Here is a 22,288-nt window from a genome sequence, read left to right as displayed (position 1 = left end):
AGATTGATCAGTTGGCGGCGACCTCGACCGGCTGACCGGCGTGGTCCAGGGTGTTGGAGGTGATGTCGCCCTTCTCGGCGAGCCAGCGCTCGGCGTCGATGGCCGCCCGGCAGCCGGTACCGGCGGCGGTGATGGCCTGGCGGTAGGTGTGGTCGACCAGGTCGCCCGCGGCGAATACGCCGTCGACGGAGGTGGCCGTGGTGGGGTCCTGCACCAGCACGTAGCCCTCGCCGTCCAGGTCGACCTGACCGCGCACCAGTTCGCTGCGCGGGTCGTGGCCGATGGCGACGAACAGACCGGTCGCGGCCAGCTCGGAGGTCTCGCCGGTCCTGGTGTCGCGCAGGGTGAGGCCGGTCACGCTGTTCTCGCCGTGCACCCGGGTGACCTCGGCATTGGTGACGAAGCGGATCTTCTCGTTCGACTTGGCGCGATCGAGCATGATGCGCGAGGCGCGGAACTCCTCGCGGCGGTGCACGATGGTGACGCTGGCGGCGAACTTGGTGAGGAACGTCGCCTCCTCCATGGCCGAATCGCCGCCACCGACGACGACGATGTCCTGGCCCTTGAAGAAGAAGCCGTCGCAGGTGGCGCAGGCGCTCACGCCGCGGCCGAGCAGCTCCTGCTCCCCCGGCACGTTCAGGTAGCGGGCGGCCGAACCCATGGCGAGGATGATCGCGTAGCCCTGGTAGGTCTCGCCGCCGACGGTGACGGACTTGATCGGGCCGGACAGGTCGATCGCGTCGACGTCCTCGGTGCGGATGTCGGCGCCGAAGCGCTTGGCCTGTTCGCGCATCTCCTCCATCAGGTCGGGGCCCATGATGCCGGCGCGGAAGCCGGGGAAGTTCTCCACCTCGGTGGTCGTCATCAGGGCGCCGCCGAACTGGGTGCCCTCGAACAGCAGCGGTTCGAGTTCGGCCCGGGCCGCGTAGACCGCGGCGGTGTAGCCGGCGGGGCCGGAGCCGACGATGATCAGATCGCGAACAGGGGTGTTCATGGGGCCCTTCCGAGGAGTATGTCAGCAGGCTTGTGGGTCAACAACAGCCTAAACGCTGTTGTTCCCCGGCCCGGCTCAGCCGATGTCGCGCTGGTCGAGCAGCTGCGCATCACCTGGGCCGCAACCCGTTCCGACGACCAGCGCGGTGATCTCGGGCGGCTGCGGGCCGGTGAGGATGATCACTACCGCCGGAGCGCCGCGGAAGGTGACATTCATCGAGCCCAGCACCGGCCGTTCGTATCCGGCGGCGGCGATGCAGCCCGCCATCGCGCCCGGGGCGGCCAGCGGGCCCGTGACATCGTTGCGGCCGATGGCGCTCACCAGTGTGGCGGTGGGCAGGTCGTCGTCGAGCGGGACCGCGGTCTGTTCGGTGGGCAACGCCTTCGGCGCCTGGCCGGGGCCGCGGACGGCATCGATCGCGATCAGGGTGCCGGCCAGGACAGCCACGGCGGCGGCCACCGCGGTGAGCCACTGCCAGCGCCGGGAACGGGGCGTGTCGAGCCGGATCGGCTCCGCGGCGGGCTCGTCCTGGGCTGCGGCCGCTTCGGCGGACAGCGCCGGCATGGGGCGCGTGGACGGCGGGTCGGTGGACTCGGCCGATATTCGGCGCGGGGGCAGCGGATGCACGGTGGCCAGTTGCTCCGCGGGTGCGGACTCGCCGGGGTGCTCGCCGCGGGAGAGATCGTCCAGCAATCGGTCCAGGCGGGCGGTGACCTCGGGTGGCATCTCGTGCAGGATGCGCGAATCCTGGCCCAGCGCTTGTAATTCCGCGGTGACGTCGTCGAGGGAGCGCAGGAAGCGCAGCGACTCCGGATCCTCGCGGACCTGCGGCCACAATTGCTCGGACAGCTCCGGGGAGACATTGTCGGCATGGAGGTCGGCCAGCAGGTCGGTCGAGAAAGGGGGCTGCGGCGCCGGGCGGGCTGCCATCGTGCCTCCTGTCTCGTCCTCACCGACTCGCGACCCGGGCCGGCGTCGCCGGTCGGCTTCGCCCTTGTCGTCCATCGCCTCTCCGGGTCGGGCCTGCTGCGGCCGGGTAAAGGGTTTTCGTTCGTCTCTAGTAATGACGCATCTCGACTACGTCCGGTTCCCCGGATCCTGCAGGAATTCCAACTCTTGCTGCAGCCGCTTGCGACCACGGGAACACCGGCTCTTGATGGTGCCCTCGGCGACGCCCAGCAACTGCGCGGCTTCCGCCACGGTATACCCTTCCATGTCTATCGCGACAAGTGCGGCGCGCTGGTCGTCGGGCAATCGGAACAGTGCGGCGTCGACCACCATGGAGATCTCGCGGTGCGCCATGTCGTCGCGCTCGACCGCGGGCTCGGGCATCCCCTCCTCCGACAGCGACACGCTGTAGCGAGCCTTGTTGCGGCGCATGCGATCCAGGCAGGCGTTGACGACGATGCGGTGCAGCCAGCTGCGGACCTCCGCGTCACCGCGGAAGCGGGCGGCGTTGCGGTGGGCCGACAGCAGGGCGTCCTGCAGGCAGTCGGCCGCGTCCTCGGAGGTGCGGCAGGTGCGCAGGGCGAGCTGCCAGAGGTGGTTGTAATGACGGCGGAACAGCACCCGGAAGGCATCGCGGTCGCCGTCGACGTGCGCGGCGAGCAACTCGCGATCGGTGGCCTCGTCGAGATCGAACGACCGGCGCCGGACGGCAGATGACTCGGACATCCCCCCGCTGGAGCGCTCGACCGCTTCAAACGACAACACAAACCCCTCGGATCGGCGCTCACGATGCCCTTGCCGACTCACTGCGGCACCGCGCCAGAGGGCGAGGCATCACCACAAATTCCGCGTCGTCCAGGACCGAGGAACCAGATCCCGGGAAGCTCCCTGCTGAGAGCGCGGTGTGAATCATATCGGCTGTCTCAGATGAGCAGCAAGCAGAGCGGGAAACGCGACGACGGCGGTCGTCAGGGGGCCGCCTCGAACCGGATGTCGGCGATCGAGGTCTGGAACTGGCCGCCGGAGTTGGCCAGGGAGGTGATCCAGACCAGCACGTACCGGGCGGACTGGTCGGCGCGCAGCGGGATCTCGGTGGCGCCGTCGGCCAGGGTGGCCTGGCCGATCAGCTGCGTCTGGTCGAGCGTGGGGGTGGCGGTCGGCGAGGTGCGGACCTCCACCACCGTGCCCGGGCTGGGCGAATCGATGATCACCCGGTTCAGCTTGCTGGGGCTGCCGAGGGTGGTCATGACCCCGATGCCCTTCTTCAGGGCGGGGAACTGCTGGAAGTACTGGTCGGTGTGCCAGACAGTGGTCGGGTTACCGTCCAGCACCGACCCGGCGGTCGCCGGGCTGTCCGGCGTGCCCTCGGGGGAGAACACCGTCGCCGCGGTGGGCCGCACCGTGACGGCGCCGCCGGGCGCCGCCGGTGTCTCCGACGCGCCCGCACTCGGATTCACCGGCGCCACACTGGCTGTGGTGAGCCCGAGTTTGCGCTGCTCGTTGAGCGGCGCCTCGGCGTCGCCGGGCGCGAAGATGCTCAGCAGCCACCAGATGATGACGCCGACCACCAGCGCCGCGAGGACGCCGAGGCCGACCAGGATCCACATCATCCGCTGCGACCGTTCCTTCTCCGCGGCGAGCAGTTCCGGATCGGCCAGCGACTCGTCCGGCGCGCTCGTGGCCCGCTGACCCAGCCGCAGCACCGGGATGAAATCGGTCTTCTGGTCCACCACCGAGGCCTGCTCCAGCACGTGCTGGACGGTGGCCGCCGTGCGCACGCCCTTGTTCGACTCCAGCGAGCGCACCGCGACCGCAGAGATCTCGAACGGGGTCTCGGGGCGGATCTGCCGCGGCTCCACGGGGGTGCCGTCGGCCCCGAAATCGGCCAGCCGCAAACCGCCGACCGAGGCCGCCGCGCCACTGACGCCGCCGGAGCGGATCGGCCAGCGCGCCGTGATCAGCGCGTACAGCATCGCGCCGAGTCCACGCACGTCGGACTGGGCGTCGGCATCGGACAGCGTGCCCGGGAAGGCGAGCACGGCGTCGCCCGAGGCGCTGATCCGGACCCGGTCGGGATGATCGATGGACAGCGAACCGCCGCCGCGGTGGGCGAGTTCGGCCGCGGCGGCCAGGGCGCGGATAGAGCGCGCGGCGCCGATCGGCGACGGCCGCGTCTCGGCCATCTCGCGCAGCGACCGGCCGGGCGTCCACTCGGCCACGACGATGCCGCCGGAACTGCCGCGGACCACGTCGAGCACGCGCGCCAGACCCGGCGAGTTGATCCGTCCCAGACGCAGCGTGCGGGACAGGATCGCCTGGGGGCCGTCGTGACCGGAGTTGTCCGACGCCTTCTGATCGGCGTCGACGAAGGTCAGGGCGACCTCGCGGTCCAGCTTCACATCCAGCGCCTGCCAGAACCGCAGTCCGCGGGCCCCGCCGTGGTCGGCGAGCAGGCGGTAGCGGCCACCGGCCACCGAGGCGCCCGGCATCAGTTTCGGACCGCGCTGCGCACGCCGCGACGGCGGCTCGACCCGCATCGGCGGCATCTCGGGAGAACCGACCGGGGCCATCATGCCGGTGTCGTAGGCCGGGTCGCGCGGCGGCGGCTGCTCGCCGCCGACCTCCGACTCGGCATCGGCCGACTGGGCCGCGGCTCGTTCGGCGTCGCCGGGGTCCGCAGCGCGACCGGCCGGGGCCTGCCCGGGCGGGACATCGTCGGTGCGCACTGCGCCTGCCGGGTCGGCAGGGTCGGCGGCCGGGACGCCGCCCGCCGCGTCGTCGCTCACCCTCGTGCCTCCTTCGCCCTGGTGTGTCGAAGTTCGATAAGCCGGCGTCGCACCGGGGACGTCGCCGACTCGACCGGCATCCGGCTCCGCACGGGTACCGGCATCGCCGGCCCCGCGGGTGCCGGTACCGGCGTTTGCGTTTCTCTGCGGAACAGGGTACGGGAACTCACTCCCGCCGGTGCGGTCAACGGCCCCCGGTCGGATAACAGGGAGAACCATGGTCTGCTGGCTGTCCATGTAGGGGTCGTACCGGTAGTAGTAGGGCGCGTCGAAGTCGGGCCGCGGCAGCACCGTGGTGTCGTGCATATCCGCATCGCCCTCGTCCAGACCGAGGTCCGGAGCGGGCGGCGTGAGACCCAGGCGCCGCGAGATCGCCACGGTGATGGCCACGATCTCGGGGATGCCCGCCAGGCGCATCAGCCCGAAGGCGATGCCGAACATGACGATGGCGTCCACGACCACGCGGAACAGCGCGCCGATGCCGTGATGCAGGTTCGACAGGCCGATCACCTGGTCGATGATCAGCGCCACCGCGGCGCCGGCCACCGAGGCCAGCACCACGCGGGTCACGGTGCGGCCGACATTGGCCATGCGCAGATCGCCCAGGCTCTGATGCAGCAGGTACCCGCCGATCACGGCGCCGACGGCGTACCCGAGACCGGTGGCGACGCCCAGCACGATCACGACCTGCTCGGCCGAACTCGCGATCATCGGAGCCAGCGCCGAGAACAGCACCTTGACCGTGGTGATGCCGAGGACGATCCAGGTCGGCGTCCACACCTGCTCGCGGGCGTAGAACACCCGCAGATGAATGAGCACCAGCGCGTACGGGATGAGCGTGAACGCCGACCAGCTGACCGCCTGGCCGAGCCGTTCGGCGTCCTCGGCGAAACGCGCGTAACCGAACAGCGCCTCGCCGACCTGCGGACCGGCCATGGTCAGGAAGGTGACGACCGGGATCAGGGCGATCATGGTCAGGCGGGTCGCCACGGACAGGTCGTCCACCACGGCCGGAGTGTCGTCGGCGGCGGCATTGCGGCTCAGCCGCGGCATGATCGCGGTGAGCAGGGTGACGCCGAGGACGCCGTAGGGCAACTGCAGCAGCAGCCAGGCGTTCTGGTAGATCGTCGGGCCGGCGGCGTCGGCGTGTGAGGAGATGTTGTTGGCGATGATCATGCCGATCTGGCTGATCAGCACGTAGAGGATGATCGCCGTGGCCATCGCGCCGAACTGCTTGAGCCGGTCGTCGAGGCCCCACAGCGGGCGCAGGTCGATGTTGTTGCGGCGGATGGCGGGCAGCAGGCTCGCCGCCTGCGTGATGACGCCGAGCGTCACGCCGACGCCCAGCAGCAGCAGCTTCGGATCGCTCATCCGGACCGGGTCGAGGGTGATCTCGCCCGGGGACAGCGCGTAGAGCGCCAGCACCACCAGCACGACGACGTTGTTCATGACCGGCGCCCAAGCGCCCGGCTTGAACGCCCCGCGAGTGTTGAGCACGGCCGTCAGCAGGGCCGACAGCCCGTAGAACAGGATCGCGGGCAGCAGTAGATAGGTCAGCGCCGTGGTGAGCGTGGTGTTCACCTTGCCGTCCGACGAGACGAATACGTGCGTGGCCAGAATCGGCGCGGCCGCCACCGCGAGCACCGTCGCGAACAGCAGGATCGTGGCCGCGGCGGTGACCAGGCGGCGGACGAAGGCCGCGCCGCCGTCTGCGTCCTCCTGTTCCGCGCGCACCAGGGTCGGCACCACGATCGCGGTGAGCACGGCGCCGAGGACCAGTTCGGCGATCATGTTCGGCATCAGGCTCGCCGAGGCGAAGGCACTGGCGATCGCCGGGCCGAGCACGGTCACCAGCAGCAATTGCTTGCCGAAACCGGTGATCCGGCTGATCAACGTGGCGATCGCGATGGAACCGGAGTCGCGGACCAGCCGGCTGTTGGAACTCTCCCGCGTTGCGACCGGCTGCGGCGCGGTGCGCGGTGGGGCCGAGCGGGCGGCCCGGGCGTCGTGGTCGGGCACGGACGAGCGCCGGACCGGCCGCGCGTCAGGATGCCGCGGGTCCGGGCGCCGGGCGTCCGCAGGCCGAGTGTCGCGGCGTCGCGGATCGGCAGCGCGGTGCTGGACGTCGGCCTGCTCGCCGCCGGGGTATCGGGTGTCCGGACGCCGGGCCTCGCGTTGCCGCGGATCCGCCTCGGGGTATCGGTCGTCGGCGTGCCCGGCGTCGGCCGGTAGGTCCCGCCGCGGGATCTTGCGGGTGGGCCCGTCGATCGGGTCGTCCGGTTGCGGCCGCCGACCGGACGACGGCGCGGGTCGCCCCGAGCCCGGCGGCACAGTGCGCCCCGACGGCTGCCCCGGCCGCGGCGCGGTGGCCCGCCCGTCGGATGCCGGTTGTTGCGAGCCCGGCCAGCTGTCGGGTGTGGGTGGTTGCGTGGCTGCCCAGCTGTCAGGTGTCGGTCGCTGTGTGGCCGACAAGCTGTCGGGTGTCGGTTGTTGCGAGGCTGCCCAGCTGTCAGGTGTCGGCTGTTGCGTGGCCGACCAGCTGTCAGGTGTCGGTTGTCGTGTGGTCGACCAGCCGTCGGGTGTGGGTTGTTGCGTGGCTACCCAGCCGTCGGGCGGTGGTTGTTGCGTGGCCGACCAGCCGTCGGGTGTGGGTTGTTGCGAGGCTGCCCAGCCGTCGGGCGGTGGTTGCTGTGCGGCTGGCCACCCCTCGGGTGTCGGTTGTTGCGGGGCCGACCTGTTGTCGGGAGTTGGTCGTTGGGTGGCCGGGCGGCTGTCGAGTGGTGGTTGTTGCGGCGCGGGGCGGGCGTCGGGGGGTGGTGTTCGGCGTGCGGGACCGGCTGGTGGCGTGCGGCTGTTGGGTGGTGCCGGGCGTGCGGGGGTGCCCGGGGGGATTCGGCGGGCCGGGTCGCTGGGCGGGACTCGGTGTAGGGGTCCGCTGGGCGGCGGAAGCTGTGGGTTCTGGCCCGGCGGTACGGGGGGGACGGGGCCGCTCAGCGGGCCTGGGCGGCGCGGGACCGGGCGCGAGCCCGAACGCCGCGGATCGGCCGGTGGGCCGTCGGCCGGTGGCGCGGGGCGCGGGCGGCCGCGCTCCCACGGGGCCGCTGGTGTGCGCCGGGGCGGCGGGTCGTCGTCGGCGGAACCGGTTGCGCGAGGGCGGTTGTCGTACTCACTCACCGCGCCCCCAGGGTCGACGGGACCCGCGCGGGTAGCGGCCGGACGGGTGCGGCGGTGCTCGGGTAGTCCGAGCCGGCGTCGCTCATGGTCCCTCCTGTCGCTGCAGCACCCGCTTCCGCGCGCGCAGGTATCGGTTGAGTCTGCGCCGCTTCCCCGGGTCCAACCCCTCGTCGGCCGGATCGGGCTGTCCCCGGAACCGCCGCCACAGTCGGCGACCGGCCAGCAGGAACAGCAGCGCACCGGCACATGCGGTAATTATCGCCAACGCCTGACCGTATGCGTTGGACCGCACCGAGACCGACGTGGCGTTGCCGAGCGGGATGCCGTCCGGTGTGCTGATGGAGATCGGGATCACCAGGTTACGGCTGTCGCTCACCTGCGTGGGGATCTGGAACGACCGCGTCCCCTCCGCCGGCAATTGCTGCTCGCCGATGTCGGTGATGTTCGTCTCCGCCGGCGCGCCGATCCGGAATCGGATCCGGATCGCCACCGGAAGTTCGTTGCGCGCCACCAGCAACAGCGGACTCTGCTCGGAGGCCAGCGTGTACACGCCGCCCGGCGGCAGCACCGTGACCGACCGATAGAGATTGTCCATCGTGCGGGTGACCTGGTCGACGCGGCGCTGCGCGGCGGTGTCGGCCTGGGTGCCGGTGGCCGTCCGGTCCGACACGGTCAGCGCCCGCACCAGGTCGTTGCGTAGCGGCGTGACGAATGTGCGCGGCGTCGGCTCCTGCTGCGGCACCTCGACCAGCGCGCCCATCAGATCGGTGATGCGCCGCGCCTGCTCCTGGATCGGCGCGACGAACTGGTCGGGCACCGCGGCCTCGGCGACCCCGGATCGGTAGTCCACCTCGTACGGCTGCGGATCCGGCGGCAGCGCCAGCATTTCCTGGAACGGGCGCGACGTCGCGAGCCCGCTGCGGAACAGCAGATCGAGCTGTCCGAGCAGGGCGGTCGCCTCGTCGCGGCCCGCACCCCACTGCTGCGGCGGCATGAACAGCACCGACCGCGGCCGCTCGGCCTGCGGGTTCAGGGCCGCCCACGACACCGCGCCGAGCGCGTCCTGCAGCCGGGCCGCCCGCGAATCGTTGGTCACCTCATAGCGCACCCCGTCGGGGGTGAACGGCTGCGTCGGCGGGTTGGAGCCGACCGCGGCCAGCGCCGTGGCCGACCAGGTGTCGAATGTGGCTGCCCGCAAACCGCCTTCGGCCTGCGGCGCGGCCGGGCCGTTCGCGGGTGCGGTAATGCCCGGCAGGCGAACGACTTCCGGGCTGGGCACATCGGTCTCGGCGGTCACCGACGCGGTGCTGCGAACCCGGATGCTGTCCGAGCGCGACAGCCCGGAGCCGGTCGCGGTGTCGAGGGATCCGGCCGGTGCCACGGCATTGTCCGCGAGTACGGCGGTGTGATAACCGTGCCCGGCGAGCAGGGTCGCGCCGTCGGCGTCGAGACTGCCCGAGGCCGGCAGGCTCACCCCGCGCACCGATTTCACCGACAGCAGCGAATCCACGATGTCGGCGGGCGCGTCGATCGCGCGGGCGGTCAGCTCGGGATCGTGCACCGCGGCCAGCGCATCGATATCGACCTGCGCGAACGGCAGCGCGACCGTGCACATCGACGGCGCCAGCGTGCGCAGCCGATCCAACCAGGACTGGGCGGCGCCGGAACCCGCGCCGTCGCGCGTCGGGCCGTCCGGGTCCGACGGGCTCGCCAGCACCCGGTAGCCGTCGATCATGTCCGACACCGTCAGCAGCAGATCGGGATCGATGGCCAGACAGATCGCGCCGGTCAGGCTCGGGCCCGACCGCGCCGGGTCGCGCGCCGAATCGGGGCGCAGGGTCGACTCCAGCGCGGACAGCAACTGATCCAGCCGCCCGCCGGGCGCCAGCTCACCGGCCAGTTCGTCGTCGGTCAGCAGATCCTTGCCGTCGACCGAGCCGGGGATGCCGCCGACCCGCCGCGGCCGATCGGCCAGCGGCCACACCATGGTGGTCGCCACCGGCGCGTCGGTCGTCGCTGGAACCGCCTGTGCCCCATCCTCTTTCGAATCCGCCGAGGTCGGCGGCAGTCCCACCACCGGCAGCAGGAAGCGGGCGTCGTCGAGCCGGGCCTGATTGCCGTAGGCGGGTTCGCCGTTGACGTTCAACAACAGTGGATACACCCCGGGATCGGTGATATCCAGCGAGGAGGTGATGGGCGCGCCGCTGCTGCCGTGCGTGCCCTCGCGCACCCCGACCCGCAGGGTGAACTGTTTGCGCTGGCCCGGACTCAGCCGCTCGGTGACATCCTGGAACGGGCCCACGAGGTCGTAGTTGACCTGATCCAGCCGCAACGTCGAACGCAGGCCGCTGGGCGCGGTGATGGCGCCCGCGCGCTGGATGCGCACACTCACGTCGTCGACGACGCGGTCGCCGATATTGGTGACCGTACCGGTCACCGTCAACACCGAATCACTGCTCGTGGTCACGGTATTCGGCGCCACCGAATCGAGGGTCAGCTTGACGAACTTCGGCGTCGCGGTCGCCGAACCGCCGCTGTCCGACGGCTGCGCCCCCGCCGGGCCGGTCGACGGTGCGGCGAGCACCCCCAGCGCCAGCGCGATGAGCATCGGCACCCAGCGGCGTCGATGGTTGCCCGCACGCGTCATTGTCTGCCGTTCTCCATCCGGTCGATCAGGCGGTTCGCGACCTCCGCCAGCCGGCGCTCGTCGGCGTAGGCGAGCCGGGTGTCGAGCTCGCTCAACGGCACCCACGCCACCTTGGTGACCTCGACGTCGGCATCGGACAGCTCGCCGCCCACCGACCTCATCAGATAGTGATGCACGGTCTTGTGTACCCGGCGGCCGTCGGTGACGAACCAGTAGTCGATACTGCCCAGCTCGGCGACGACCACTCCGTTGATGCCGGTCTCCTCCTGGACCTCGCGCACGGCCGTCTGCTCGGCGGTCTCCCCCTCCTCGATATGTCCCTTCGGCAGCGACCACAGTAACCGACCCCGGCGGTCGGTGCGCCCGATCAGGGCCGCGCAGCGCTGCTCGCCCGGCCCGTCCAGGCCGTCGACGACCAACCCGCCCGCGGAGGTTTCCCGGACCGTGCGCAGGCGTGGTTTGCCCCTGCGGGGGTCCGCCGCATTACCGGCCGAACCACGGCGCCGGGGCTGGCGACGTCGACTGTTCGCGCGATCGGCCGGAGACACTGCGTCAGTCTAGCTGTGTCTAATTGGGCCGCCTTCGGCGTCGCGGGGTTTGCGGCGCCCTGTGGCGCCGCAAACCTTGCGGGTCGGCGTGCGGGAAGTCGGGTTTCGGGGAGGTCGTGCGGTGCCGATCGTTTCGGGTGCCTGTCGGGCCGCGAAGCCGTTATATGTGGGGCACGGGCGCAGTTCAGGTGTCTCGGGTGGGACCAACTAAGCTGCGTTTTCGTGGTTTCGCCGACATCCGAGGATGCAACAGTGTCTGATCCGAAAGTGGATCGTCGTACTCGTTTGCTGGCGGCGGCGGCGATCACGGTGGGGCGGCTGTCGGATGTGCTTACTCCGCTGGGCGAGATGTTCGGGGCGCGGGGGCATCAGTTGTACCTTGTGGGGGGCAGTGTTCGGGATGCGGTGCTGGGACGGCTGGGGACCGATCTGGACTTCACCACCGATGCTCGGCCGGAGACCGTGCAGGAGATCGTGCGGGGGTGGGCCGACAATCTCTGGGACACGGGCGGTTTGGCGTTCGGGACCGTCAGTGCGTCGAAAGCGGGGTGGCAGCTGGAGATCACCACGTTTCGCAGTGACAGCTACGACCGGGTCTCGCGCAATCCGGAGGTGACCTTCGGGGACACGCTCGCGGGTGATCTGGTTCGGCGCGACTTCACCGTGAACGCGATGGCCGTGCGCATCGGCGCGGCGGGCGAGCTGGAATTCGTCGACCCGCTCGACGGTATGGACGCGCTGCTGGCGGGGGTGCTGGATACGCCTGCGGCGCCGGAGGATTCGTTCAACGACGATCCGCTGCGGATGCTGCGCGCCGCGCGTTTCGTGGCGCAGCTCGGCTTCGAACTCGCGCCCCGGGTGCGGGAGGCGATCGCCGTGATGGCCGACGAGATCGATCGCATCACCGCCGAGCGGGTGCGCACCGAGCTGGACAAGCTGATCGGCGCCGAACACCCGCTCGAGGGAATCGACGTGATGTGCGAGACGGGGCTGGCCGAGCGCGTGCTGCCGGAGGTGCCGGCCATGCGGCTCGAGATCGACGAGCATCACCAGCACAAGGACGTCTACCAGCACTCGCTGACCGTGCTGCGGCAGGCCATCGATCAGGAGGAGGGCGACCCGGACCTGGTGCTGCGCTGGGCGGCACTACTGCACGACATCGGCAAGCCGCCGACCAAACGCAACGAGCCCGGCGGCGGCGTGAGCTTCCACCACCACGAGGTGGTGGGCGCCAAGATGGTGCGTAAGCGGATGCGGGCGCTGAAGTATCCGAAGCAGTTCACCGAGGACGTGGCGCGGCTGGTCTACCTGCATCTGCGCTTCCACGGCTACGGCAAGGGCCAGTGGACCGATTCGGCGGTGCGGCGCTACGTCACCGACGCCGGTGAACTGCTGCCGCGGCTGCACAAGCTGGTCCGCGCCGACTGCACCACCCGCAACAAGCGACGCGCCGCGCAACTCCAGTCCACCTACGACGACCTGGAGAAACGCATCGAGCACCTGCAGCAGCAGGAGAACCTGAACCGCGTCCGCCCCGATCTGGACGGCAACGCGATCATGGAACTGCTCGGTCTGGAACCGGGTCCGCAGGTGGGCCGGGCCTGGCGGTATCTGAAGGAGCTGCGGCTGGACCGCGGGCCGCTGTCGCGCGACGAGGCCGAGGCGGCGCTGCTGGAATGGTGGAACGCGGGCGCGCCCTAGAAGACGATCAGCGTGGTGCCCGCCACGATGGCCGAACGGATCTGCGCGAGATCGAACGAGCCGGTGATCTCGGGGATATCGATGCGGAAACGCACACGGTCGCCGTCTCGGTCGGCGCGCACGACGGTGATGTGTTTCGGCAGGTCGGTCAGCGGCACCGGCGCGATGCTGATCCATCGCCGGGGCACGGGGATGCCGAACCAGCTCGCCCGGTGCACCGCGATGGTGACCAGGTTCTCCCCGATCGACGCGTCGACCAGGGCCCGGATGCGCCGCTCCCGATGGTGGGCCGTGAACAGGCCGGTCCGCGCGTCGACCCCGAGCCGCCAGTCCAGCCGCCCGTCGTTGAGCCAGCCGACCAGCGCCGCGGTGGTCACGGTGCCGGTGACGTCGAGATTGGTGGTGCGCACCTTGGTCGGGATGCCCGGAATCAGCCGGACGCCGTGCGCGATCACGGTCATCTCCTCGATCGGGTGACCGTTCCAGCGCAGGTCGGTCAGCACCGTCTTGGTCTGGAAGTGGGCGCCGCGGCGACGGGCCTTCAGCGTGCCCAGCGTGGCCGTCATCTCGTGGCCGAGCAGGGTGGCGTTGACCTCCCGGCCGCCGAACTGGCTCAGGATGCCCTCGCTGAGCAGCGTCATCAGCACGTCCGGCAGCAGCGCGGTGACGGTGCCGGCGCCCAGATCGGCGACCTGATCCAGCAGACCCGGGTCGAGCAGGCGCCTGCCGACATCCACGGCACGCAGCGGCGACCAGGTCTTGGGATCGAAATAGGTGGCCATGATTGCTTCGACAGTACTGGGCGTGGGTGACAACACGATCCCGTCGTCGGTGACGTCTCCGAAAACAACCGCTCTCAGATCCGCATACTCGGAGGTTCTGCCGTTGTTTGCCCGATTGTTCGGACCTATGCTGCTGAGGTGCCCAGCCTGCGTATCCGTGATGCCGCCGAACTGCTCGGCGTCAGCGACGACACCGTCCGCCGGTGGATCGACACCGGCGCGCTCACCGCGCGCAAGGACGAGTCGGGTCGGCTGACCATCGACGGCGCCGAGCTGGCGGCGTTGGCGGTCGAACACGCGCGGACGCCGCGGGCGCGGGTGGGCAGTGCCAGTTCGGCACGCAATCGGTTTCCCGGCTTGGTCACCCGTGTGGTGGCCGACGGGGTGATGGCACAGGTGGAGATGCAATGCGGGCCGTTCACGGTGGTGTCGCTGATGAGCAGCGAGTCGGTACGGGCGCTCGGGCTGGAGCCGGGCAGTGTGGCGGTGGCGAGCGTGAAGGCGACCACGGTCGTCGTCGAGACACCCGCCGAGCGCGCGTGACGCGACGGGGATGGCGCGACGGGGTCGGCGTGCTGGGCGCGGCGGCGCTGACGGTCGCACTGGCCGGGTGCGGTTCGTCCGATTCCGGCGCCACCACCGTGACGGTGTTCGCCGCGGCCTCGCTGAACAAGGTCTTCACCGAGCTGGGCACCGAGTTCGAGGCCACCCACCCGGACGCGAAGGTGACCTTCTCCTTCGCCGGTTCGTCGGATCTGGCGGCGCAGCTGGACCAGGGCGCGCCCGCCGACGTGTTCGCCTCCGCCGATACCGCCAATATGGACAAGGCCGTGCGGAGCGGGCGGATCACCGAGCAGCCCCAGGTGTTCGCCACCAACGTGCTCACCATCGTCACGCCGCCGGGCAACCCGGAACATGTTGCGTCCCTCGCGGATCTGGCCCGGCCGGGACTTCGCCTGGTGGTGTGCGCGCCGCAGGTGCCGTGCGGTGCGGCGACGAAGAAGGTGACCACCGCGGCGCAGGTGTCGATCGCACCGGTGAGTGAGGAATCGGCGGTGACCGACGTGCTCGCGAAGGTCACCTCCGGCGAGGCGGACGCCGGTCTGGTCTACGTCACCGACGCCGCCGGTGCGGGCGCGAAGGTGGCGCGGATCCCCTTCCCCGAATCCGCGGGCGCGGTGAACTCGTATCCCATTGCCGCGGTCGCCGATTCGAAGCACGCCGAACTCGCCCACCGATTCGAGGAACTCGTCACCGGTCCGCAGGGCCGCGCGGCCCTCTCGAAGGCAGGTTTCGGAGCACCGTGACCCGGCAAGTCCACGAGCCCTCACCCATGACCCGGGACCGGATGGCCCGGCCGCAACACGTGCTTGCGCCACAGGACGTCACACGGCACGGTGCAACTCCGCACGGCGGCCGCCTGCGCGCTGTTCCCTCGGGCGTTGTTGCCCTGCGTGGCGGCCGTGTGCGTGCTGTTCCTTCGGGCGGTGTAGCCCTGCATGGTGGCCGTATGCATGCTGTTCCCTTGGGTGGTGTTGCCCTGTGTGGCGGCCGTGTGCGTGCTGTTCCTTCGGGTGGTGTAGTCCCGCGCGGTGGCTGTGTGCGTGCTGTTCCCTTGGGCGGTGTTGCTCCGCGTGGTGAGCGTGTGTGTGCTGTTCCTTCGGGCGGTGTTGCCCTGAGTGGTGGCCGTGTGTGCCGTTCTTTTCGGCGGTGCAGCCCCGCTGGCCGATCGTCTGCGTGGGATCCCGTTGGGTGGGGTGGCCCGGTGCGACGGTGGGTGGTCGAGTGGGGCGGAGGATTTCCGTCGGGTGTCGGCGGTGTGTGGTGACTGATCGGCCCGTTGCCGGGAATACGGTGGGCACGGAGCCGGTGCGAGGGCGTGCCGTTCGGAGCCTGCGCGCGATGGTGCGTGGTCCCGGGCCCGCGGTGCCGCGCTGGCTGCTGCTGCCCGCGCTGCTCGGGTTCGCTTTCGTGGCAACGCCTTTGGTGGCTCTGGCGGGGGCGGTCGACTGGTCGGGGTTCTTCGGGCTGGTGTCCTCGCCCGCCTCGCGGGACGCGTTGTGGCTGAGTGTGCGGACGGCGCTGGCCAGTACGGCGCTGTGTGTGGTGGCCGGGGTGCCGATGGCGGTCTTGCTGGCCCGGGTGCGGTGGCGGGTACTGCCGGTGTTGCGGGCGATGGTGTTGCTGCCCTTGGTATTACCACCGGTGGTCGGTGGTCTGGCGCTGCTGTATCTGTTCGGGCGATACGGGATGCTGGGCAGGCAGCTGGAGGCGGCCGGTGCCCGGATCGCCTTCAGCACCACCGCGGTTGTGCTGGCGCAGGCCTTCGTGGCGCTGCCGTTCCTGGTGATCACGCTCGAGGGAGCGATGCGCACGGCCGGTGACCGCTACGAACGGATCGCGGCGACGCTCGGCGCGGCGCCCACGACGGTGTGGTGGCGGATCACGCTGCCGCTGCTGCGTCCCGCGCTGATCTCCGGCGCGGTGCTCGCCTTCGCCCGCGCCCTGGGCGAATTCGGTGCCACGCTCACCTTCGCGGGCAGCCTGCAGGGCCGCACCCGCACCCTGCCCCTGGAGATCTACCTGCGACGCGAGGCCGATCCCGATGCGGCCGTGGCACTTTCCCTGCTCCTGGTCCTGATCGCCGTGCTGATCGTGCTGGTGGCGTATCGCCGCGTCGGCGTGCCCGAAGGTCGCGAGTGGGCGGGCGGGCTGTGGCGCTGGGGCGGCTCCGGACGGGGTCGGCGACAGTGAGCCGCGCGGAAGGGATCCGGGTACCGCAAACCGCCGAGATCCACGACCGGACCGGGGCTACGCGCTCGTCCGTTGCCTCGGCACGGCGATCGATCGCGGGCCGATGAGCACGGGCGACGGTGCGGGACTGGAGGTTTCGTTCCGAGTCGTCGAGCGCGACGTGGAGGTGGAGCTGTCGGTGGCGCCCGGGGAGGTGCTCGCGGTACTGGGACCCAACGGCGCGGGCAAATCGACCGTGCTCGAGGTCGTGGCGGGCCTCGTGGCGCCGGACGGCGGGTGGGTCCGCCTGGCCGGGCGGACGTTGACCGATGTCGCGTCCGGTGTGGCGGTGCCGCCGCATCGGCGCGAGATCTCGCTGCTGGCACAGGATCCCCTGCTGTTCCCGCATCTGACGGCGGCGGCGAATGTGGCGTTCGGTCCGCGCAGCCGCGATGGTCGCGCGCGGGCCGCGGCCGTGGCACGCCGGTGGCTCGACGCGGTCGATGCCGCCGCGCTCGCCGCGCGGCGACCCGGGGAACTCTCCGGCGGACAGGCGCAACGAGTGGCGCTGGCGCGGGCGCTGGCCGTCGAACCGCGTGTGCTGCTGCTCGACGAACCGATGGCCGCACTCGATGTGACCGCCGCCCCGGCCGTGCGCACCCTGTTGCGGCGCGTGCTGCGGGAGACCCCGGACACCCACGCCCCCAGCACGATTCTGGTCACCCACGACATCGTCGACGCGCTGACACTGGCCGACCGGGTCGCCGTGCTGGAGGCGGGCCGGATCGTGGAACAGGGCCCGGTCGCGGCGGTGCTGTCCCGCCCGCGCAGCGCCTTCGCCGCCCGCATCGCCGGTGTGAACCTGATGATCGGTACCGCGATCGACACCGACCGCGGTGCCGAGGAACCACACCCGATGCGGGCGGTGCGATGCGGCGCGGATGTCGTGCACGGCCGGTGCGCCGACACGTGGCCCCCCGGCGTCGCGGCCGCCGCCGTGTTCTCCCCGTCCGCTGTCGCCGTCCATCGGGAACCGCCGACGGGCAGCCCCCGCAACGTTTTTCGGGTGCGCATCGCCGAACTCGCCGACCGCGGCGGCATCGTTCGAGTGCAGGCGGCGGAGCGCGCGGACGGCAACCCCGGCCCGGCGGCCGACCTGACGCCCGCCGCCGCCGCGGAACTACGCCTCGCGCCGGACCTCGAGGTGTACTTCGCCGTGAAGGCCACCGAGGTCGAGGTCTATCCGCGCTGACTCGGCCGAGCCCGAAAGCCCGGACGGCTCAGCGCGGTTCGTCCAGCGTCGTGTGCATGAGATACACGTTGTAGCTGTCCCACGCCGAGATCGTGTAGTACAGATCCCGGCCCGACGACCAGGGGTGAATGAAGCCGCCGTACGCCTTCGGATAGTCGGCGGTGCTCACCAGCGGCACGCCGTCCGTCCATGCCCCCTGCGGTTCGGCCGCCGTGCGCAGCACGATCGAGCCCCGGGCCGGGTCCAGGTACACCATCTGCCACTGGCGGCTGGACTCGTCGTAGCGCACCGAGATCTCCCCGGCGATACCCGGCAGCAGCGGGGTGGCGGAGTTCTCGGCCGCCGGCGCCCAGGTGCCGTCCACCCAGTACTGGTAGGCCGACTTGTTGAGCACCTCGTCCCGGCGCACCCGCGCCAGGCCGATCACGCCGATGCGGCCGTTGGGAGTGCCGAACATGTACACGTAGTCGCCGTGCGGGACCATGGTGGTGACCTGGAATCGATTCAGGCCGAACATGTTGTCCCACTTGGCGAACTGGTCCTTGACCCAGGTGCGGCCGTTGTCGTCGGAGTAGGCCAGCCCGCCGTTGTTGGTCCACCACATGCCGGGGATCCGGTCCCAGTGGTTGACCGACATGTAGCTCATGTACTGGCGGTTGCCCAGCGCGAAGCCGGAGGTGGGGATGACCGTGGTCTCGTAGTTCTTGATCTTGCGACTGTCCAGCAGTTCGGCGGCGTGACAGCGGCTGTCCTGCACCATGGTGTCGATGACCAGCCCCTTGGACAGATCCCGCTCGGTGCTGTAGCCCATCACGTTGCTGCGCCAGTCGGCGTCCGCGCCACCGGCCCCGCCCGGCGCCCAGCCTTTGCCGAAGGTGTCGCCGAACAGCACCGCCACCTCACCCGGCTTGGTCTCCCACATGATGCCCAGATCGGTGCCGTCGACCTGCCAGCGCATATCGGTGCGGTTGTCCGAGCCGTGCCCGGTCACCTGGTTCACCAGCTTCGTCGACTCCACCTGCCGCGGCGCCACCGGCGGCGCGACCGGACCGGGCTCGGCCGGATGCACGACCGGCGGCGGCGGGGTCTGCGGCGCGGGCGGCTCGCCGCCGGGCACGGGGATCGGAATCGGTTCCGGTTCCGGCTTGATCTGGATGCGCGGCAGATTGAACGGCGCCGAGGGCGATCCGGACCCCGACGACCCGGACCCCGACGACCCGGACCCTGACGACCCGGCCCCCGAATCCGACGATCCCGAACCGGTCGGCGGCACGGGCGTCGGCGCGGGTTCGGGTTCCGGCTCCAGCTCCGGCGCGGTCTGCGGCTTGGAACCGTTGGGCTCCTTGGGCTTTTCGGGTTCGGGCTTGGGACTGTCGCGAATGTCGGGGCACGGGTTGCCGCACGGGTCCGGCGGCAGCGGTGCCGGATCGATCCGGGTGTTGTCCGGCTGCGGTCCGGGTACGGGTACGGGCACGATCTCCGGGACCGGCACCGGGATGTCGATGGTCGGCGGTAGCGGCGGCAGCAGGGGCGGTGGCGGTGCGTTGGGGTCCGGTTCGCGCGCCAGCGGGTCGAAACCCGTTTCACCGCAGGCGTTCACCGGCGGTGGCGCCCAGGGCGCCGGTGCCGCCGCGGCCGGGGCGGACAGCCCGGCAGCGGTCAGCAGGACACCGAAAAGCGCAGGCGCAGTGCCTTTTCCCATGCGGTATCAATTCTCCTCGGTGCCGGCTGCGCTGCGGTGACATCGCACAATCGGCCGCCGTCGTCGCTGGGGCCGAACACAGCCCGTCCAATTTAACCGACCGATTTGCCCGTACGCAGTACGGCACGGCGGGGAACCCGTATCGATTCGAATGCGTCGGAATTGTCATGACCGACATCGCGTATGTGTTCGGCACCGGCGACGGCGTTCGCCACCCCTGGTCGTCCCCGGCGGATCTGGACCTGTCGGGCACCGGCGTGTTCGACGGCGTCGCCCTCGATTTCGACGGCGACGGCGCGATCGACGACGCGCTGTGGGATCACGACGGTGACGGTCTCGCCGACATCGCCGCGCTGGACCTCGACGACGACGGCGTACTCGACGCCTACTTCACCGATCCCGCCGGTCTCGGCGTCTGGGACGAGCAGATCCGCCCGGTCAGCGAATGAGCGTATGCCGCCTGGTGTTGATCGCTACGGCGGCGATGCCCAGCGCGTAGATCGCCGCTCCGGCCAGCACCACCCCCAGCGACCGCCCGTCGTCGGGGATCAGCACCGCGGTCACCGCGATGGCCAGCACGAAGGTGATGTTGAAGACCGTGTCCTGCAAGGCGAATACCTGCCCGCGCCGGGCGTCGTCGATATCGATCTGCAGCGTGGCGTCGCCGGTGAGCTTGATGGTCTGCCCGGCCATGCCCAGCAGGAAGGCTCCGGCCAGCAGCAGCTGATGGGCGTGCCGCTCGGCAGCGCCGGTGGCGACGGTGATCGGCGTGACCAGGAGCAATTGCACCAGCACGGCCGCGGCCAGGCCCGCCGCGACCGTGCGCGGCCGACCCAGGCGCGGGATCAGCAGCGGCGCGATCACCGCGGCGACGAGCATCCCGGAGGCCGCGGCGGCGATGGCCACCCCGAATCCGACCAGTCCGCTGCTGAGCGAGACGCCCTCGGCGGGTGTACGGCGCAGGACCAGCACCATCAGCAGGGTGTTGGCGCCGAACACGATTCGATGCGTCCCGATGCCGATCATCGCGGTCGTGCATTCGCGCGACTCCCATACCGCTCGCGCGCCGGTGCGCAACCCGGTCGCCACGGCGCGCAGCGAACTACGCGATGTGGACTCCTCCTGTTCCGGACCCAGCGCCCGGCGGCCGAATCCGTAGGCGGCTCCCGCGCCGAGCACCGATCCGGCGGCGGCCGCGGCCACCGCCGCCGCGGAACCGACATCGCCCGCGCCGATGCCGCCGATGATCGCGACGGCCGCCGCGGCGCCCGCGCCCGCACAGCCCGACGCCGCCGTCGCCAGCACCGAGTTCATCGGCACCAGCCACTGCTGCGCCAGCACGCGCGGCAGCGCGGCGCTCACACCGGCCAGCACGAATCGGCTGATCCCGATCACGGCCAGCGCCAGCAGCAGCAAGGGGGTGTCGGTGATCCCGCCGAGCAGACCGGCGGCCGTCACCAGGATCAGTACGCCGCGCAGCAGGTTCGCCACCAGCAGCACCAGCCGTCGGTCCCAGCGATCCAGCAGTGCCCCGGCATAGGGTCCGATCACCGAATACGGCAGCAGTAGCACCGTGAACCCGGCCGCGATGGCCAGCGGATCGGTGGCGCGTTCCGGATTGAACAGAATCGCGCCCGACAGCGCCGCCTGGAACATCCCGTCACCGAACTGCCCGGCGAAACGGACCAGTGCCAGCCGGAGCATGCCGGGGCTGTGGGCGACGGCGGTCAGCGCCGTGCGAACCGCGGCGAACCGGTGCGGCGGATTCGGCGCGGGCGGTCCGTCCGGGCTGGAGGTGACGTGGTCGGTCATCCGCGATCACCGGCGACACGCCGTACCACCAGCGGTTTCGGAGTGCGGCAGACCGTCATGACGGCGGCGGAGTGATCGACGACCGCCGCGCGGGACCCCTGCCGGAGTACGCGCTCGACGCCCGCGAACACCTCGCGTCGCATTCGCGAATCACCTCCGGTTCCGGTTGCGGCACATCATGATACGGTCGGCCGCGCACGACCGGCGCGCCGCGGTGCGTATCCGGCGGCGATACCGAGCGCCCCGTATTTGCCATCGGAGGACGCGTCGCCGGGGAGCTTATCGTGGTGGGCCGTGACGTCGCCGGGCTCGCGGCCCGGGGCCCGCACGGTAGAATTTACTGGGAATTCAGGGACTGGTTCGTAATGTGCTCCTACCCTGAAAGGTGATCGGCCGGAGAGGAGGACCACGATGTCCACACTCACGACACCGCACATCGACGTCCACCGCGGCGGCGACCGAATGAAAACCCGTGTGGCGTGGCTGGATTCGAAACACTCTTTCTCCTTCGGCGAGCATTACGACCCGGAAAACACCCACCACGGCCTGTTGCTGGTGAATAACGAAGACATTGTTTCACCGGGCAGCGGATTCGATACCCACCCTCATCGGGATATGGAGATCGTCACCTGGGTATTGAGCGGAAATCTGGTGCACCAGGATTCGCTGGGGCACAGCGGCATCATCTATCCGGGGTTGGCGCAGCGCATGAGCGCGGGCACCGGAATTCTGCATTCGGAGAAGAACGATTCATGGCGGCTGGCGCCGGCCGCGGGCGGCACCGCCGAGCATGCCGAGCCGGTCCATTTCGTGCAGATGTGGGTGGTGCCCGACGAGCCCGGCCTGAACCCCGGCTATCAGCAGTTGGAGATCGACGCCGAACTGGCCGGCGGCGGGCTGGTCACGGTGGCCTCGGGGCTGCCGCGCTACCGCGACCGCACCGCCATCGCGATCAACAGCAGCCATGCCGCGCTGCATGTCGCGCGCATGCCGGGTGCCGAGGGCGCACCGGTGCTCGTCCCGGAGGCCCCCTACCTGCACCTGTTCGTGGCTCGCGGTGAGATCGAGCTGGAGGGCGTCGGAACTCTCTACGAGGGCGACGCGGTGCGGATGACCCGCAGTGGCGGGCAGCGTGTCGTGGCTAATTCGCCGTCGGAAGTCCTGGTGTGGGAGATGCACGCGCGGCTCGGCGCCCAATAACATTTCACA

At 70.6% G+C, this 22,288-nt stretch carries 17 protein-coding genes; 7 read left to right on the top strand and 10 right to left on the bottom strand.

The genetic code is table 11. The features are described from left to right. Positions 1 to 7 precede the first annotated feature (7 nt). The 6 genes from trxB to NWFMUON74_RS35120 all read right to left on the bottom strand — a co-directional run bounded on the left by trxB (position 8) and on the right by NWFMUON74_RS35120 (position 11,097). Entirely contained in the window at positions 8 to 994 is a 987-nt protein-coding gene (gene trxB / locus NWFMUON74_RS35145; protein ID WP_187685973.1) for a thioredoxin-disulfide reductase, read from the bottom strand. A gap of 75 nt (positions 995 to 1,069) precedes the next feature. Then, positions 1,070 to 1,924 carry a hypothetical protein gene (locus NWFMUON74_RS35140; protein ID WP_187685972.1) on the bottom strand — a complete coding sequence of 285 codons (855 nt, stop codon included), beginning with the start codon at positions 1,922 to 1,924 and terminating at the stop codon, positions 1,070 to 1,072. Between the two features lie 147 nt (positions 1,925 to 2,071). Then, positions 2,072 to 2,668 carry an RNA polymerase sigma factor SigM gene (gene sigM / locus NWFMUON74_RS35135; RefSeq protein WP_187685971.1) on the bottom strand — a complete coding sequence of 199 codons (597 nt, stop codon included), beginning with the start codon at positions 2,666 to 2,668 and terminating at the stop codon, positions 2,072 to 2,074. Between the two features lie 242 nt (positions 2,669 to 2,910). Then, complete coding sequence (locus NWFMUON74_RS35130; RefSeq protein WP_425343096.1) at positions 2,911 to 6,747, bottom strand: murein biosynthesis integral membrane protein MurJ; 3,837 nt, start codon at positions 6,745 to 6,747, stop codon at positions 2,911 to 2,913. A gap of 1,237 nt (positions 6,748 to 7,984) precedes the next feature. After that, positions 7,985 to 10,549, bottom strand: a complete 2,565-nt coding sequence (locus NWFMUON74_RS35125) for a DUF6049 family protein (RefSeq protein WP_187685969.1) — start codon at positions 10,547 to 10,549, stop codon at positions 7,985 to 7,987. Beyond that, the gene (locus NWFMUON74_RS35120; protein WP_187685968.1) at positions 10,546 to 11,097 is read right to left on the bottom strand and encodes an NUDIX hydrolase; all 552 of its coding nucleotides are present in this window, start codon (positions 11,095 to 11,097) and stop codon (positions 10,546 to 10,548) included. Before NWFMUON74_RS35120 ends, NWFMUON74_RS35125 begins: the two co-directional genes overlap by 4 nt. A gap of 252 nt (positions 11,098 to 11,349) precedes the next feature. Between NWFMUON74_RS35120 and NWFMUON74_RS35115 the strand changes: the two genes are divergently transcribed. Further along, positions 11,350 to 12,798, top strand: coding sequence for a CCA tRNA nucleotidyltransferase (locus NWFMUON74_RS35115; RefSeq protein WP_187685967.1), 1,449 nt, complete (start codon positions 11,350 to 11,352; stop codon positions 12,796 to 12,798). Here NWFMUON74_RS35115 and NWFMUON74_RS35110 read toward each other — a convergent pair. Then, the gene (locus NWFMUON74_RS35110; protein ID WP_187685966.1) at positions 12,795 to 13,580 is read right to left on the bottom strand and encodes a hypothetical protein; all 786 of its coding nucleotides are present in this window, start codon (positions 13,578 to 13,580) and stop codon (positions 12,795 to 12,797) included. The two genes, NWFMUON74_RS35115 and NWFMUON74_RS35110, sit on opposite strands and share 4 nt — an antisense overlap. A 138-nt stretch (positions 13,581 to 13,718) precedes the next feature. Between NWFMUON74_RS35110 and NWFMUON74_RS35105 the strand changes: the two genes are divergently transcribed. The 4 genes from NWFMUON74_RS35105 to NWFMUON74_RS35090 all read left to right on the top strand — a co-directional run bounded on the left by NWFMUON74_RS35105 (position 13,719) and on the right by NWFMUON74_RS35090 (position 17,565). Further along, positions 13,719 to 14,123: a TOBE domain-containing protein gene (locus NWFMUON74_RS35105; protein WP_187685965.1), complete on the top strand. Its 405-nt coding sequence runs from the start codon at positions 13,719 to 13,721 to the stop codon at positions 14,121 to 14,123. Then, the gene (gene modA / locus NWFMUON74_RS35100; RefSeq protein ID WP_187685964.1) at positions 14,120 to 14,887 is read left to right on the top strand and encodes a molybdate ABC transporter substrate-binding protein; all 768 of its coding nucleotides are present in this window, start codon (positions 14,120 to 14,122) and stop codon (positions 14,885 to 14,887) included. Before NWFMUON74_RS35105 ends, modA begins: the two co-directional genes overlap by 4 nt. A gap of 595 nt (positions 14,888 to 15,482) precedes the next feature. Further along, positions 15,483 to 16,334 (top strand): ABC transporter permease, encoded by an 852-nt coding sequence (locus NWFMUON74_RS35095; protein ID WP_187685963.1) that lies wholly within the window; start codon positions 15,483 to 15,485, stop codon positions 16,332 to 16,334. 103 nt (positions 16,335 to 16,437) lie between these two features. Continuing rightward, a complete protein-coding gene (locus NWFMUON74_RS35090) occupies positions 16,438 to 17,565 on the top strand; it encodes a sulfate/molybdate ABC transporter ATP-binding protein (RefSeq protein ID WP_187685962.1) in 1,128 nt (375 codons plus the stop codon). A gap of 28 nt (positions 17,566 to 17,593) precedes the next feature. On the opposite strand, the gene NWFMUON74_RS35085 is transcribed toward NWFMUON74_RS35090, so the two are convergent. Then, positions 17,594 to 19,267 carry a glycoside hydrolase family 183 protein gene (locus tag NWFMUON74_RS35085; RefSeq protein ID WP_187685961.1) on the bottom strand — a complete coding sequence of 558 codons (1,674 nt, stop codon included), beginning with the start codon at positions 19,265 to 19,267 and terminating at the stop codon, positions 17,594 to 17,596. Positions 19,268 to 19,434: 167 nt separating this feature from the next. On the opposite strand from NWFMUON74_RS35085, the gene NWFMUON74_RS35080 reads away from it, so the two are divergent. After that, positions 19,435 to 19,716 carry a hypothetical protein gene (locus NWFMUON74_RS35080; protein WP_187685960.1) on the top strand — a complete coding sequence of 94 codons (282 nt, stop codon included), beginning with the start codon at positions 19,435 to 19,437 and terminating at the stop codon, positions 19,714 to 19,716. On the opposite strand, the gene NWFMUON74_RS35075 is transcribed toward NWFMUON74_RS35080, so the two are convergent. Continuing rightward, positions 19,706 to 20,971, bottom strand: coding sequence for an MFS transporter (locus NWFMUON74_RS35075; RefSeq protein ID WP_232111271.1), 1,266 nt, complete (start codon positions 20,969 to 20,971; stop codon positions 19,706 to 19,708). The two genes, NWFMUON74_RS35080 and NWFMUON74_RS35075, sit on opposite strands and share 11 nt — an antisense overlap. Positions 20,972 to 21,075: 104 nt before the next feature. Continuing rightward, the gene (locus tag NWFMUON74_RS35070; protein WP_187685959.1) at positions 21,076 to 21,222 is read right to left on the bottom strand and encodes a hypothetical protein; all 147 of its coding nucleotides are present in this window, start codon (positions 21,220 to 21,222) and stop codon (positions 21,076 to 21,078) included. A 268-nt stretch (positions 21,223 to 21,490) separates the two neighbouring features. On the opposite strand from NWFMUON74_RS35070, the gene NWFMUON74_RS35065 reads away from it, so the two are divergent. Then, the gene (locus NWFMUON74_RS35065) at positions 21,491 to 22,279 is read left to right on the top strand and encodes a pirin family protein (protein ID WP_187685958.1); all 789 of its coding nucleotides are present in this window, start codon (positions 21,491 to 21,493) and stop codon (positions 22,277 to 22,279) included. Positions 22,280 to 22,288: the final 9 nt, after the last annotated feature.

It is taken from the genome of Nocardia wallacei, assembly GCF_014466955.1.
Taxonomy (GTDB): domain Bacteria; phylum Actinomycetota; class Actinomycetes; order Mycobacteriales; family Mycobacteriaceae; genus Nocardia; species Nocardia wallacei.
The sequence above is the reverse complement of the archived record's forward strand: the minus strand, read 5'-3'. Positions and strand labels throughout refer to the sequence as shown.

What these genes read in the sequence shown, in the direction of transcription:
- NWFMUON74_RS35065 (WP_187685958.1), top strand. Translation starts at nt 21,491, where the DNA reads ATGTCCACACTCACGACACCGCACATCGACGTCCACCGCGGCGGCGAC.
- NWFMUON74_RS35090 (WP_187685962.1), top strand. Translation starts at nt 16,438, where the DNA reads ATGAGCACGGGCGACGGTGCGGGACTGGAGGTTTCGTTCCGAGTCGTC.
- trxB (WP_187685973.1), bottom strand. Translation starts at nt 994, where the DNA reads ATGAACACCCCTGTTCGCGATCTGATCATCGTCGGCTCCGGCCCCGCC.
- NWFMUON74_RS35075 (WP_232111271.1), bottom strand. Translation starts at nt 20,971, where the DNA reads ATGCTCCGGCTGGCACTGGTCCGTTTCGCCGGGCAGTTCGGTGACGGG.
- NWFMUON74_RS35110 (WP_187685966.1), bottom strand. Translation starts at nt 13,580, where the DNA reads ATGGCCACCTATTTCGATCCCAAGACCTGGTCGCCGCTGCGTGCCGTG.
- NWFMUON74_RS35140 (WP_187685972.1), bottom strand. Translation starts at nt 1,924, where the DNA reads ATGGCAGCCCGCCCGGCGCCGCAGCCCCCTTTCTCGACCGACCTGCTG.
- sigM (WP_187685971.1), bottom strand. Translation starts at nt 2,668, where the DNA reads ATGTCCGAGTCATCTGCCGTCCGGCGCCGGTCGTTCGATCTCGACGAG.
- NWFMUON74_RS35080 (WP_187685960.1), top strand. Translation starts at nt 19,435, where the DNA reads ATGACCGACATCGCGTATGTGTTCGGCACCGGCGACGGCGTTCGCCAC.
- NWFMUON74_RS35125 (WP_187685969.1), bottom strand. Translation starts at nt 10,549, where the DNA reads ATGACGCGTGCGGGCAACCATCGACGCCGCTGGGTGCCGATGCTCATC.
- NWFMUON74_RS35070 (WP_187685959.1), bottom strand. Translation starts at nt 21,222, where the DNA reads ATGCGACGCGAGGTGTTCGCGGGCGTCGAGCGCGTACTCCGGCAGGGG.
- NWFMUON74_RS35085 (WP_187685961.1), bottom strand. Translation starts at nt 19,267, where the DNA reads ATGGGAAAAGGCACTGCGCCTGCGCTTTTCGGTGTCCTGCTGACCGCT.
- NWFMUON74_RS35095 (WP_187685963.1), top strand. Translation starts at nt 15,483, where the DNA reads ATGGTGCGTGGTCCCGGGCCCGCGGTGCCGCGCTGGCTGCTGCTGCCC.